A 12,989-nucleotide genomic window follows, 5' to 3' on the forward strand; every position below is an offset into this window, starting at 1 on the left:
CGGTAGCTAATACTCATCTTCGTTGAAGAAGAAATCGTCTTTGGTTGGGTAATCCGGCCAGATCTCTTCGATACTTTCGTATGGCTGTCCATCGTCTTCCAGTTCCTGAAGATTTTCTACTACTTCTAATGGGGCACCAGAGCGAATCGAATAATCAATCAGTTCGTCTTTGGTAGCAGGCCAAGGGGCATCTTCCAGATAGGATGCTAATTCTAGAGTCCAGTACATAGTGTGTTCCGTATTTAATGACTACTTTTTCAATGAGGGTGCAAAAGTAAAAAAACCGTTAATATCCAAGCTCCTTTCACTAAAAATGTTCACTAACGGAAGTGAGTAGGATTTAGGCCATAACTCGCCGAAGGCTGGTTTGTTTGCTGTTGGCGTAAGAAACCACTTTTTTTGATTTCTCTTTTGGAAAATAAAGATTTTACGGCTCATTTTCACGCTACAGACACGACTTTTCGACGCTTTTCTACTAGTTATGACACTTGAAGTTTGTTCTTTTTCGCTGCAATCCTGTCTGACAGCGCAGGAAGCTGGCGCCAGCCGCATTGAGCTTTGCGGTGGTATGGCTGAAGGCGGTACAACGCCCAGTGCAGGTCTTATCAAACTGGTCCGCCAGCAGCTTTCGATTCCATTTTACGTAATGATTCGCCCGCGGGGTGGCGATTTCCTCTACTCGGATACGGAGCTGGATGTTATGCGGGAGGATATTGAACAGGCTAAATCCCTGGGGGCTGATGGCATTGTCCTTGGAATTCTAAACGCTGACGGTACTGTTGATGAAACTACGACCAAAGCTCTCGTTGATCTAGCGAATCCCTTGCCTGTTACGTTCCACCGAGCCTTTGATATGACGCGCGATCCTGTGGAAGCGCTGGAAGCTGTTATACGTACGGGAGCGGTCCGTATCCTTACTTCCGGCCAGCGACCAACGGCCGAAGCAGGCGCAGACCTTCTAAAAAAACTGGTCGAACAGGCTAATAGACGAATCGAGATTATGGCCGGTGCCGGTGTTTCTGCTACCAATGCATACATGCTTGTTCAAACCGGCGTTGATGCGTTGCATATGAGCGGCAGCCAACGCACTGAAAGCCCAATGGAGCACCGTCACTCCTCCGTATCAATGGCGAGTGCTACGCCCGGCGAATACGAACGTCACGAAGCTAGCGCCGAAAAAATTCGCCGGGTTCTGGAACAAACCGCCTTTTTAGAGAACAACGGCCCGGTTGCCTGAAATAAACACCCGATCATTGAACACAAGCTTGAGTGCCTGCGACAGCACTATCTTCTCAACATCTTTTCCCTCCGCGGCCATATCAGCCGCGGAGTGGCGGTGATTTACTTCTTTTACGTTCTGCGCAATGATCGGTCCTTCGTCCAGATCATTATTAACGAAGTGGGCCGTAGCACCAATGATTTTAACCCCACGCTCATAGGCTTGCCGATACGGATTAGCCCCTACAAAGGCTGGTAAGAAGGAATGGTGGATGTTCACGATTCGATTCGGGAAGTGCCCCACAAAGCCAGGCGTCAGCACCCGCATGTATTTGGCCAGTACTAGATACTCAGGCTCATAGATTGCTAACGTACGCAGAATCGCTTCTTCGTGCTGTTCGCGGCTTTTTCCTTCGTGTGAGACGTAATGGAACGGAATCCCAAACTTACTGACCAGTGGTTGCAGTACATTGTAATTGCTAACCACAGCCAGAATATCGGCGTCCAGTTCATCAAAAGCATACCGAATCAGTAAATCACCCAGACAATGGTGCTCCTTGGTGACCAGCACAACAATATTCTTTTTCTTCTTGGGGTTCAGACGTAACGTAATGCCGTCCGGAAGCTGGTCTTTCAAATCAGCTAGCAAAGCTTCCGCATCAAAAGCTCCTTCGAACTCGGTCCGCATGAAGAACCGGCCCGCTGGACTGACGTATTCGTCGTTGTGTATGATATTCAGGTCATGCTTGTATAATACGTTAGTGACATGATAGATCAGTCCTTTGTTGTCAGGTCCATCCATCAACAGTATATGCTTAGTAATATCGGTCATAAGTCTGTCGGATAATTACAGTACGGTGCTGGTTAGTCGCCGGGGATACCCACTCCTAGTTTTACTGGCCAGACCAAGCGATTTAGATAAACAATTCGATTCAACAGTAGCGAACGAATAGCGTTTATTACTTTACTTTGAGCCGGTGCCCCACTCCGTTTTGGAACGAATATACTAGTCGAATCAGTAGAATTTGGCTAGCTGTCGTTCTTATTTGAAGTAAACACCGCCCATCCCATACCGCATCTGCCTGTGTATCTGAAGGTGACATACATTCTCGCAAAAAAAGTATGCCAAGTTTCAGTTGCAGCCGAACAAGGTATTAGGAGATGGGTTTAATTTAAGTATCATTGCTTGGCATTTTGATTATAAAAAATTGATCAAAAGCAATAACACCAAAACTACGTACTAGCTTGGAATCGGTATTTTCAACATCGAAGCGAAAATTATTGCTTGAGATTGCCTGGGAGGTCTGTAATCAGGTAGGTGGTATATACACAGTTATCCGCTCGAAGGTCCCAGCAATGGTCGAGAAGTGGGATGACAACTATGTAGCTATTGGACCTTATTTTCCACAACGAGCGACCTCCGAGTTCGAGCCAATCGTTGATTCCGACGCTACCGTTATCGGGCAGACCGTCCGGCGGATGCGCGAAATGGGCTTTAACGTTCACTACGGTCATTGGCTGGTCACAGGACGGCCCCGCGTTGTGCTTTTCGATATCGCCAGCGTCAACGCCGATCATCTTAATTACGTCAAAACGCAACTCTGGCAGAACTATCAGCTCTCGACTCTCAACATCGAAGAACTAGTCAATCAAACTATTGCCTTTGGTGAACTAGTCCGTATCTTCATTACGTTGCTGGCGGAGGATCATGCAAACCGGATGGATTTCGTCGCGCACTTCCACGAATGGATGGCCAGCACCGGACTACCCGATTTACGTCGCGACAACGTTCGGGTTGCTACGGTTTTCACCACCCACGCGACAATGCTGGGCCGCTATCTCGCTCAAAACGAAGCTGGATTTTACGGAAAACTACCATTCTTTGACTGGAAACGGGAAGCCATTCACTACGGCATTGATACGCAGGCTACGATCGAACGACTGGCGGCCCAGCAAGCGCATGTTTTCACGACCGTGAGTGACGTAACGGCTCGTGAATGTGAAGTCTTCCTGGGGCGTAATCCGGATCTGATCCTGCCCAATGGACTTAATATCACCCGATTTGCGGCCGTTCACGAATTCCAGAATCTACACGTCAAATACAAGGACAAGATTCACGAGTTCGTAATGGGGCACTTTTTCCAGAATTATTCCTTCGATCTGGAAAAGACACTGTATTTCTTTACGTCCGGTCGTTTTGAGTTTTCGAACAAAGGGTACGATCTGACCCTAGAAGCACTGGCCCGACTGAACCACCGGATGCGGGAAGCCAGTATGGACATGACCGTCGTGATGTTCATGGTGACGAAGCAGCCCTACACCTCGATCAATCCGGATGTGCTTCACTCGCGCGCGTTGCTGGACGAAATTCAGGAAACCTGTGAAAGTATCGAGAAACAAGTGGGTGAGCGATTGTTCCACGCGGCAGCATCGGATCAGTACGATCATACGTTGCCCGATCTCAACAACTTCGTAGACGAATACTGGCGGCTACGTTTGCGCCGGACAGTCCAAAGCTGGAAGACGAAGCACTTACCACCGTTTGTCACGCATAACCTGGTTCAGGAAGATGATATGACGCGGTTTATTCGACAAGCCAATCTTGTCAATAATGAATACGACCGGGTTAAAATCGTTTATCACCCGGATTTTATTGCCTCAACCAACCCATTGTTCGGTCTTGACTATAGTCAGTTCGTGCGGGGTTGCCATCTGGGCGTTTTCCCGAGCTACTACGAACCTTGGGGCTATACGCCGTTAGAATGCGTTGTGCGAGGTATTCCGACCGTAACGAGTGATCAGTCTGGTTTTGGCGATTTCATCATGCAGATTATGCGGGACTACGAAAACCGGGGCATTTACGTCATTAACCGCCGGACTCAAAACTTCGACGAAGCCGCCGACCAGCTCGCCAATGTACTCTTCCGCTTTGTTCGTATGGCGCAACGGGACCGGATTGCTCAGCGTAACCGGGTTGAAAGCATTGCTGAAGTGTTTGACTGGAACAACCTGCGTTCTTACTACGATACTGCGCACGATCTGGCCTTAAAACGAAAAAAACCGTGATCCGAATTGGCATCATCAACGTATCGGACCGGGCCAGCGCTGGTATCTACGAAGATATTCCGGGTAAAGCCGTCGTTAGTCTCCTGACCAACTATCTGAGTTGCGAATGGGAACCTGTTTACCGAGTTATTCCCGATGAACAGGACCAGCTTGAAGCAACTATGATTGAACTGGCTGATGCCGAAGGGTGCTGCCTGATTGTGACGACCGGCGGTACTGGCCCCGCCCCCCGCGACGTAACACCCGAAGCCACCGAAGCCGTTTGTCAGAAAATGCTTCCTGGCTTTGGGGAACTGATGCGGCAGGAAAGTTTGAAATACGTACCGACGGCTATTCTCTCGCGCCAAACGGCTGGTATTCGAAATCAATCGCTGATCCTGAACTTACCTGGCAAGCCAACCGCCATCGGCCAATGTCTGTCGGTCGTGTTCCCCGCGATTCCCTATTGCATCGACCTGATCGGTGGCCCGTTCCTAACGACCAACGAAGAGGTGATGAAAGTTTTCCGCCCTAAAAGCAGCTAGCACGGAAAACTGATTTTTCCCATAAAAGCGGTAGGAACGCCCTGCCGCTCGCCGAAGGAGGTTGTGCTACCCGCCAGAGTTTCGTTGGCCAGTACGGCGAAAAGCACAGCCTCCTTCGCGTCACCGCTCACGCCAATATCATCGGTACGCCCAAATTGGCAATCGGGTAGCAACTGACGAATCGCTGAGATCAATATTGGATTGTGCGCTCCTCCCCCGCTCAAGTAAACATGATACGTCTCTCCAGGACGTAATACACGCACAATGGCTTCAGCGATAGTTTCGGCAGAGAACTGGACTAGAGTCCGCATCAAATCCGCATCAGTCAGCGTTACGCCAGTACGACTCAACACGTCTTCGACGTAGGTTATGTTGAATAGTTCTGGACCGGTTGTCTTTGGAAAGGGAGCGTCAAAGAAATGATTTCCCTTCAGGGCGTTCAGCACAGTTTCGTTCACTTCCCCCTGACTGGCTAGCCCTCCGTCTTTATCATAGGCCGTTCCTAATAGTCGCTGGGCATAAGCATCCAGCAACGTATTACCGGGACCTGTATCGGTTGTAAAAACAGCACTGGCGTCCTGATCGGCGGGCAGGTAAGTGAAGTTACCAATCCCACCAATGTTTACTAATAGACGGTTCTCTCCCACCTTCGAGAACATGAAGTAGTCGCCATAAACAGCCAGAGGGGCTCCTTCTCCTCCCAGGGCGATGTGTTTCTGCCGAAAATCGCTGAGCGTTATAATCCCAGTCGTTACCGCTACGTGGTCACCGTCGCCGATTTGCAACGTAGCGTTGGGGAACTTATCCCGCTGATGCTGGCTTTTTGGGGCATGGTAAACAGTCTGTCCGTGACTGGCAACGATATCAATATCAGTCGGATCGATCTGCCACTGGCGTAAGCAGTCCAATATTATCTGCCCATGCAGGCGTCCGATGTACGGATTGAGCAGACAAAGCTGTTCGAAATCAATTTCCTTTTTGGCGAAGATTGTCCGGATTGCCACTTTGATGGCTTCGTCATAGGCTACAGTTTGAAATTGTTCCAGTTCAACCTGCGTGTCTAGGCCGCTACCCGTAATACGGCAGAGTGCCACATCAAGACCATCGAGCGACGTACCCGACATAAGACCAATAATTTTCCTGGTAGCTTTGCTGGCAATAGTATATAGACGTTCAATCTGCTGGTTCATGCGTCGACCGATAAGTGAACAAAGCTACTTAATTTGACAAGTCCTGGTCTGTTCCTGTTTCTTTTGCGTTACGTAACTCGGTAGAGTCAGTCTTCAATCAGCGACGCAGTTTATTATGAATTTTTGGGGTGACGAGCAATTTTCCTTTTTTGAAAGCATTCTGTATCAAACACTGGGCCAGTCCGTTGAAGTGATCGAAGCTCAGCTCCTGGCTGGTGGCGACATTAATACATCAGCCCAGGTTTTTTCGTCGGAGGGTGTTTTTTTCATCAAGTGGAATCACGCGGATAGGGCTGATATGTTTGACGTAGAAGCCCGTGGCCTGGATTTGCTGCGGCAAACCGATGCATTACGTATTCCGCAAGTTGTCGGCTATGGACGCGAGCTGGATAAAGCTTATCTGATTCTGGAATACGTTGACCCTGGCCCAGCTACGAATGCTTCCTGGGATGCGCTGGGGCATTCTCTAGCCGTTCTTCATTCGCATACGCAGCCTAAATTTGGGTTGCACTTTGACAATTATATAGGCTCATTGCCCCAGTCCAACACGCTACTGGCAAGTGGATTCGATTTCTTTTTTGAGCAACGCTTGTTACCTCAGGCCGGTATGGCCTTGTATAAAGAGTTGCTGTCCAAAAAAGCCTACGACGCTTTATTTCGGCTTCGTGAGCGATTACCTGATTTGTTACCCGCTGATCGCCCAGCTTTATTACATGGCGATCTCTGGTCAGGGAACGTAATGGTAACCGAAGGAGGGCAACCTGTATTAATTGATCCAGCCGTGTATTATGGTTTTCGCGAGGCTGATCTGGCATTTACGAAACTATTCGGCGGGTTTGACCAACGGTTCTACGACGCTTATAACGAAGCTTTTCCGCTGGAGGATGGCTTTGATGATCGGGTGGCGATTTATAATTTATACCCCTTACTAGTTCACGTGAATCTGTTTGGGTCGGGCTACGTTAGTGGCGTAGAGCGAATTCTTAAGCAGTTTTAGTAAATACTGAGCTGCTCAACCGCACTATTTTATGGATATTACTTCTTTCGAGCAATTCGAACTAAATCGACAACTTCTTAATGCCGTTGCCGACGCAGGTTACACCGAGCCTACTCCCATTCAGCAGAAAACCATTCCGCTGAGTTTAGGCAATCACGACGTACTGGGTATTGCGCAGACCGGAACGGGTAAAACCGCTGCTTACCTGTTGCCGATCCTAATGAAAATCAAATATGCGCAGGGTAAAAATCCCCGAGCGCTTATTTTAGCGCCAACCCGTGAGCTGGCTATTCAGATCAACGAATCCGTCAAAGAGTTAGCTAAATACACCGATCTGCGCCACCTGGCCGTTTATGGTGGGCTTGGTCCCAAAACCCAGATTGAAACCTTGCAGAAAGGGGTGGACCTGCTGGTAGCAACGCCCGGTCGGTTTATGGATCTGTACCGCATGGGCGAGCTGGTAACGAAGGATATTCGGACGATGGTGTTGGACGAAGCCGACAAGATGATGGATATGGGTTTCATGCCGCAAATCCGATCTATTCTGGAAGTCATTCCGACGAAGCGTCAAAACCTGCTGTTTTCTGCTACGTTTGGCGCACGGGTTGAGCGACTCTCGTCGGAGTTTCTGGAAGCGCCAATCAAGGTGGAAGTAACCCCCCAGGCATCAACGGCTAAAATGGTCGATCAAATCCTGTACGAAGTACCCAACTTCCGGACGAAGATCAATTTGCTAAATCACCTCATCAATAAGGATACCTTTCAACGGGTTATCATCTTTGCTCGTACTAAGGACCACGCGGAGAATATTTATAAGTTTTTGTCCAGAAAAGTAATTGAGGGAGATAATGTCCGAGTCATTCATGCCAACAAAGGCCAGAACACGCGGATCAACTCGATGGACGCCTTCAAAGAAGGCAACATTAAAGTACTCGTTGCTACCGATGTAGTTGCCCGCGGTATTGATGTAGCACAGGTTAGCCACGTCGTAAATTTTGATGTGCCGCTTATTTATGAAGACTATGTTCACCGTATTGGTCGCACCGGTCGAGCCAATCATACCGGTGAGGCTATTACGTTTATGACACCGGCGGAGAACTATCACATTCAGAAAATCGAAAAGATTATCAAGATGCCGATTCCCCGTCAGCCAATGCCAGACGAGGTCTTTGTTACGGAAACTCCCTTCGACGAACAGCAGGCTATGCTGCGTGAGATTGACGAGCAGCGTCGGAAAGAAAATCCAGAATTCCTGGGGGCTTTCCACGAGAAAAAAGAGAAAAACACAGCTGCTGGTAAAGCAAAAATAAAAGCCAAGACAGCCTCCATTGCCCGCAAGGCGAGTGCACGACCACCGGCCAACACTCGCTCTAAATCTGGTTCAGGCTCTGGGGCATCGAAGCGCTCAGGATCTCGGGGCGGAAGGCGGTAATTTTGCCAGAACGTACTAATTTAGATTCCCCGTTCGTTCTACCGGAACATATACCTGTGGTGTGTAGTAATGACTATGCGTGTTCGAATGAATCTGATGCAGTGGAGCTTAGCGGTTTTGCCCCTTATATCGGCGGCACAAACCAGACCGCTTATTACGTCGGCGCGTTCAGGCGATACTGTCCGTCAATCAAAGCCCGTTCGACCCAGTGACGACGCGTTTACCAATGATGCTGGTACCACGGCTACCGATGCGATCAACGTAACTCAGGAGTCTCTCAACATTCTACCGTTGTTTGGTGAGCGCGCTAAAACAGCCCAACAAATAGACCAGGAAATTCATTTTCTGAATGACTGTGATCGCAATTTTGCGAGTCGTACCGAAGCCAGTTCGTTTTTCTCTACGCGGGGCTGGGATTACATAACCGACGGTCAGCTGGACACGGCCGCTTACCGGTTTAATTTGTCGTGGCTACTCGATGATAAAAATGTAGACGCGTACTGGGGTCTAGGGGTTATCTGTTATCAGAAAGACCAGTTGATCGACGCTATAAGAATACTTAAAAAAGGCCTTGCTGTTGCTGATAATAATCTTGTCTTGCTAACGGATTTGGCAACGGTAGAAATTAAGCATTATCAGCAGAAACAGCAACCATCCATACTAAACGACGCTCAGAATCATCTGAGCCAGGCACTTTCCATCAAGCCCAACGCAACGGTTTATCAGAAACTATCGCTGATCAGCTTTCTGCGCGCTGACTATTCAAAAGCCTGGGAGCATTTTCACCATGCCCGGGAGATCGATCTCTCTCAGCTCGATCTGACTTATCTGAACGATCTATTAGCTAAGCTACCCGACCCACAGGGTGTGTTTAAGTAGCTACTAGTTTTCTGTCTCTTCTGCTTCGACGACCTTTTCCTTGGCATGCTCGTAAATAACTTTGCCTTTCTCGTCCCACTCTGTTATTACGTAGCTCTCAAAATCTTTATCCCATTGGTCACCAGCGTGCTGAGTCAATTTATGGCGCATCCGGCGGCCACTTGGATTGATTGGATAAAACTCCGTCCAGCGGCCTATTTTTACGCCGTTATCGTATTTACCCTCCTCGGCTAGTAAGCCATTCTCGTGAAAAGCCATGTACGTGCCTTTCACCTTTCCAAATTCCATAGGGATGATTTCTTTCACCTTACGATGGCTTGAATCGTAGTAGGTTACTTTCGCTTCGGCGGGTAGCCCCCGATGCCAGAAAGTTTTGTCCAGCAATGAGAATTTTGAGTCATAGCGTTCCCAGCGTCCGTCTTTCATCCCAGCGTAGTAGTATCCTTCTTCGATCAACTCTCCATTCTGGTACCGTTTATAGGGTCCGTGTAACAACAACCCCGTTGATCCATCACGTACAATTGAACTCGTCACCCGGCGATCCTTAGGATAATATCGAAATACCTCCCGCACATAGGTGAGCGGTTTAACAGCATCATTGTCCTTTAGCACGTAAAACTCTTCAACAACGGTCCGGTCACCACTTCCTAGCTTAGTATAAGCTTTGATCATGGCTAGCCCTTCGTAGTCATTCTTTGATATTTTTTTCTTTTTATCTTTTGTCTTCTTAATCTGCTTGATTTTTAGACCCAGATCAGGCATCAGGTTACTGATATAAGCATCCTTTTGCTCCTTTAATTTATCCGGCGAGGGAAGGCCTAGTGTCGTCATGGATGAAGGCAACGACGAGAAAGGAGAAGCAGGTGAACCAGATGGAGCTAGCACTGGTGTCGAAGCTGTTGTCAAAGCCGAAGGTTGAGTTACCTGCGCCCAGCTACTTGATACCCCGACCCCGGTTAATAAAATAAGAAAGAGAGACTGTTTTATGAGAAGATCAAACATAATGGGCCGCTAAATTGGTGCCTGAAGTTTGTTACTTTTGCAACGCTTTACCAATTGCTATTATTATTTAGTCCGTCCGCCGGGTTGTCTGGCGTCTTGTTGGTTGCCAACTATTTATGGAAAAACAGGCTCGAATTTATATTGCTGGACACCGCGGAATGGTTGGTTCAGCGATCGTCCGCAAATTACAAGCAGATGGCTACACTAACCTGATCATGCGCACTTCCTCTGAGCTGGACCTTCGCAATCAGGAAGCTGTCGCAGATTTCTTTGAAGAAGAGAAACCTGAGTACGTCTTCTTGGCAGCAGCAAAAGTGGGCGGCATTCTGGCTAATAACATCTATCGTGCCGAATTCCTGTATGACAACTTGGTCATCGAGGCTAACATTATCCAGAGTTCATACAAAGCTGGAGTAAAAAAACTCCTATTTCTAGGTTCATCTTGTATCTATCCTAAAATGGCGCCCCAGCCACTTAAGGAAGACTACTTGTTGACAGGCCTGCTGGAGTCAACTAATGAACCTTATGCTATTGCTAAAATAGCAGGTATTAAGCTATGTGAAGCGTACCGGAGTCAGTATGGCTGCAACTATATTTCCGCTATGCCAACGAACTTGTATGGTCCAAACGATAATTACGATCTACAAGGTTCACACGTATTACCTGCGCTGATCCGCAAATTTCACGAAGCGAAAATCAATAACCAGCCATCGGTCGAAGTATGGGGTACCGGTTCTCCCCGGCGGGAATTCCTACACGCCGATGATCTAGCTGACGCCTGCGTGTTCCTTATGAATGGGTATAACGATGAGTTGTTCGTAAACGTCGGTACTGGCGAGGACGTAACGATTCGCGAACTGGCTGAAGCCGTGAAAGACGTTGTTGGATTCGAAGGCGAGCTACGTTGGGATACATCAAAACCCGATGGTACCCCTCGCAAACTAATGGACGTATCTCGTATCCACGAACTAGGTTGGAAGCACAAGACCGAACTTCGGGAAGGACTGGAAAAAACCTACCAGGACTTCTTAGCCAATGAAGTCTTGTACGTAGAATAGTCTTTTACTTTTTATTTATAAAAAGTCCCTGCCGATACCGGCAGGGACTTTTAGTTTTTACAGCACTTTGGCGGGATTGCCGAAGACCGTAGCATTTGCGTCAACATCTTCAATTACTACCGAACCTGCCCCAACACGGGCGTTTTTACCGATTGTCACGCCGGACACAATTGTTACGCCTGTCCCTACAAAAGCACCCTCTTCGAGTACTACGTTGCTATTGATAATACTTCCGGCACCCACATGGACATAATCGCCTAGCTTAGCCTGAGTGTCGATCAATACATTGCTCTGCAATAAGCAGTGCTGGCCGATTAAGGCATAAGGGTTCACAACTACGTTAGCCGAGATAAGATTGCCATGACCAAGCGTTGCCAGCGTTGACACTATAGCTTTATCGTGAATTGCGTTAACAGGCTGCACCTTCCGGCGGTCGTTCAGCATTTTCACTAACCGCTTCCGAACACGGGTATCACTGATAGCCACGAAGGCTTCACATTTCTGACCGATCAGTTTCAGAAAGCCATCATCATCGGTTTCGCCGAGAACAGATACATCGCCGAACTCCTTACCGTGTAGCTCCTTCTTATCGTCCAGTAATCCGTAGACAATTACTCCGTTTCGCTGAAACAAGTCTAAGGCCGTTAATCCAACGCTACCTGCCCCAAAAATCAACACTGGATTTTCCATATAGTCTGCTTATTAAGTCAATGTAAACTAACCTCTTACTAGAGGCATAATAATACCAATTTGGTAACATTTCAGTAACGACCAGTTCATCGACGGTTGGTAGTTTCGTCTATGAAATCAAGTACGCAATTCCGAACGATTGTGCTTTCTGACATCCACCTCGGCACTACCGGGTCGAAAGCCAAGGAGGCTACCGATTTTTTACGCAATTACTCCTGCCAGAAACTTATTCTCAATGGTGACATCATTGATGGCTGGCAGTTGAAGCAGTATGGCACCTGGAAAAAGAAACACACCGCATTTTTTAAAACGGTTTTAAAGCAAATCGTTCACTACGACACAAAAGTAGTGTACCTGCGCGGTAACCATGACGATTTCCTGGATCAGGTGATGCCGCTCAAAGTCGGTAAGAACTTTTCGATCCGGAAAGACTACACGCTTTCCTCTGGAACAAAACGATTCTATATTACTCACGGAGATGTTTTCGACTCGATTACGTCGCAGATGAAGTGGCTGGCTTATCTAGGCGACCTAGGCTATACGTTCCTGCTATGGACTAACAAATTTTACAATCAGTACCGGTCCTGGCGCGGGCTGCCCTACTATTCGTTATCGCAACGAATCAAGAGCCGCATTAAGCAGGCCGTAAACTACATCTCCGACTACGAGCAGAAGCTTACCGAACTAGCTAAAGCCCGGCACTGCGACGGTGTTATCTGCGGGCATATTCACCAGCCGGCCATTCATGAGTTTGATGGTATCATTTACATGAACTCCGGGGACTGGGTCGAATCATTAAGCGCATTGGTCGAAGATCATGAAGGTAACTGGAGCCTTTTTTACTACACCTCTGACTTGTCGGAGGACGATGAAGAGACTCCTTTTAAGTCAACCGCCAGAGCAGCATAAACCTTTCTTAAACTCACTTTACAC

General features: G+C 48.0%; 13 protein-coding genes. 8 read left to right on the forward strand and 5 right to left on the reverse strand.

The genetic code is table 11. The features are described from left to right. Window positions 1-6 precede the first annotated feature (6 nt). On the reverse strand, window positions 7-228 hold the full coding sequence (locus ACYVAD_RS23920) for a DUF2795 domain-containing protein (protein ID WP_009284883.1): 222 nt from the start codon (window positions 226-228) through the stop codon (window positions 7-9). 253 nt (window positions 229-481) lie between these two features. Here ACYVAD_RS23920 and ACYVAD_RS23925 point away from each other — a divergent pair, with 253 nt between their 5' ends. Beyond that, window positions 482-1,237: a copper homeostasis protein CutC gene (locus ACYVAD_RS23925; protein ID WP_461142077.1), complete on the forward strand. Its 756-nt coding sequence runs from the start codon at window positions 482-484 to the stop codon at window positions 1,235-1,237. Here ACYVAD_RS23925 and purU read toward each other — a convergent pair. Continuing rightward, window positions 1,211-2,050 (reverse strand): formyltetrahydrofolate deformylase, encoded by an 840-nt coding sequence (purU, locus tag ACYVAD_RS23930; RefSeq protein ID WP_461142078.1) that lies wholly within the window; start codon window positions 2,048-2,050, stop codon window positions 1,211-1,213. The two genes, ACYVAD_RS23925 and purU, sit on opposite strands and share 27 nt — an antisense overlap. A 413-nt stretch (window positions 2,051-2,463) precedes the next feature. Between purU and ACYVAD_RS23935 the strand changes: the two genes are divergently transcribed. Further along, the gene (locus ACYVAD_RS23935; protein ID WP_461142079.1) at window positions 2,464-4,284 is read left to right on the forward strand and encodes a glycosyltransferase family protein; all 1,821 of its coding nucleotides are present in this window, start codon (window positions 2,464-2,466) and stop codon (window positions 4,282-4,284) included. Further along, window positions 4,281-4,808: a molybdopterin adenylyltransferase gene (gene mog / locus ACYVAD_RS23940; protein ID WP_461142080.1), complete on the forward strand. Its 528-nt coding sequence runs from the start codon at window positions 4,281-4,283 to the stop codon at window positions 4,806-4,808. The genes ACYVAD_RS23935 and mog overlap by 4 nt, the downstream gene beginning before the upstream one ends. On the opposite strand, the gene ACYVAD_RS23945 is transcribed toward mog, so the two are convergent. After that, complete coding sequence (locus tag ACYVAD_RS23945) at window positions 4,805-5,998, reverse strand: anhydro-N-acetylmuramic acid kinase (RefSeq protein WP_461142081.1); 1,194 nt, start codon at window positions 5,996-5,998, stop codon at window positions 4,805-4,807. The two genes, mog and ACYVAD_RS23945, sit on opposite strands and share 4 nt — an antisense overlap. Window positions 5,999-6,113: 115 nt before the next feature. Between ACYVAD_RS23945 and ACYVAD_RS23950 the strand changes: the two genes are divergently transcribed. From ACYVAD_RS23950 to ACYVAD_RS23960, 3 genes are all read left to right on the forward strand, one after another. Further along, window positions 6,114-6,995 carry a fructosamine kinase family protein gene (locus tag ACYVAD_RS23950; RefSeq protein WP_461142082.1) on the forward strand — a complete coding sequence of 294 codons (882 nt, stop codon included), beginning with the start codon at window positions 6,114-6,116 and terminating at the stop codon, window positions 6,993-6,995. 31 nt (window positions 6,996-7,026) lie between these two features. Beyond that, a complete protein-coding gene (locus tag ACYVAD_RS23955; protein ID WP_461142083.1) occupies window positions 7,027-8,427 on the forward strand; it encodes a DEAD/DEAH box helicase in 1,401 nt (466 codons plus the stop codon). A gap of 75 nt (window positions 8,428-8,502) precedes the next feature. Further along, on the forward strand, window positions 8,503-9,306 hold the full coding sequence (locus tag ACYVAD_RS23960) for a tetratricopeptide repeat protein (protein ID WP_461142084.1): 804 nt from the start codon (window positions 8,503-8,505) through the stop codon (window positions 9,304-9,306). 3 nt (window positions 9,307-9,309) lie between these two features. Here the strand turns inward: ACYVAD_RS23960 and ACYVAD_RS23965 are convergent, their stop codons facing one another. Continuing rightward, window positions 9,310-10,137: a toxin-antitoxin system YwqK family antitoxin gene (locus ACYVAD_RS23965; RefSeq protein ID WP_461142085.1), complete on the reverse strand. Its 828-nt coding sequence runs from the start codon at window positions 10,135-10,137 to the stop codon at window positions 9,310-9,312. A gap of 287 nt (window positions 10,138-10,424) precedes the next feature. Here ACYVAD_RS23965 and fcl point away from each other — a divergent pair, with 287 nt between their 5' ends. Continuing rightward, window positions 10,425-11,366, forward strand: coding sequence for a GDP-L-fucose synthase (gene fcl, locus ACYVAD_RS23970; protein ID WP_461142086.1), 942 nt, complete (start codon window positions 10,425-10,427; stop codon window positions 11,364-11,366). Window positions 11,367-11,423: 57 nt separating this feature from the next. Here the strand turns inward: fcl and ACYVAD_RS23975 are convergent, their stop codons facing one another. Further along, the gene (locus ACYVAD_RS23975; RefSeq protein WP_461142087.1) at window positions 11,424-12,056 is read right to left on the reverse strand and encodes an acetyltransferase; all 633 of its coding nucleotides are present in this window, start codon (window positions 12,054-12,056) and stop codon (window positions 11,424-11,426) included. Between the two features lie 111 nt (window positions 12,057-12,167). Between ACYVAD_RS23975 and ACYVAD_RS23980 the strand changes: the two genes are divergently transcribed. Then, window positions 12,168-12,965, forward strand: coding sequence for a UDP-2,3-diacylglucosamine diphosphatase (locus tag ACYVAD_RS23980; protein WP_461142088.1), 798 nt, complete (start codon window positions 12,168-12,170; stop codon window positions 12,963-12,965). Window positions 12,966-12,989: the final 24 nt, after the last annotated feature.

It is taken from the genome of Spirosoma pomorum (assembly GCF_054776615.1).

What these genes read in the sequence shown, in the direction of transcription:
- ACYVAD_RS23920 (WP_009284883.1), bottom strand. Translation starts at nt 228, where the DNA reads ATGTACTGGACTCTAGAATTAGCATCCTATCTGGAAGATGCCCCTTGG.
- ACYVAD_RS23925 (WP_461142077.1), top strand. Translation starts at nt 482, where the DNA reads ATGACACTTGAAGTTTGTTCTTTTTCGCTGCAATCCTGTCTGACAGCG.
- purU (WP_461142078.1), bottom strand. Translation starts at nt 2,050, where the DNA reads ATGACCGATATTACTAAGCATATACTGTTGATGGATGGACCTGACAAC.
- ACYVAD_RS23945 (WP_461142081.1), bottom strand. Translation starts at nt 5,998, where the DNA reads ATGAACCAGCAGATTGAACGTCTATATACTATTGCCAGCAAAGCTACC.
- ACYVAD_RS23950 (WP_461142082.1), top strand. Translation starts at nt 6,114, where the DNA reads ATGAATTTTTGGGGTGACGAGCAATTTTCCTTTTTTGAAAGCATTCTG.
- ACYVAD_RS23955 (WP_461142083.1), top strand. Translation starts at nt 7,027, where the DNA reads ATGGATATTACTTCTTTCGAGCAATTCGAACTAAATCGACAACTTCTT.
- ACYVAD_RS23960 (WP_461142084.1), top strand. Translation starts at nt 8,503, where the DNA reads ATGCGTGTTCGAATGAATCTGATGCAGTGGAGCTTAGCGGTTTTGCCC.
- ACYVAD_RS23965 (WP_461142085.1), bottom strand. Translation starts at nt 10,137, where the DNA reads ATGACGACACTAGGCCTTCCCTCGCCGGATAAATTAAAGGAGCAAAAG.
- fcl (WP_461142086.1), top strand. Translation starts at nt 10,425, where the DNA reads ATGGAAAAACAGGCTCGAATTTATATTGCTGGACACCGCGGAATGGTT.
- ACYVAD_RS23975 (WP_461142087.1), bottom strand. Translation starts at nt 12,056, where the DNA reads ATGGAAAATCCAGTGTTGATTTTTGGGGCAGGTAGCGTTGGATTAACG.
- ACYVAD_RS23980 (WP_461142088.1), top strand. Translation starts at nt 12,168, where the DNA reads ATGAAATCAAGTACGCAATTCCGAACGATTGTGCTTTCTGACATCCAC.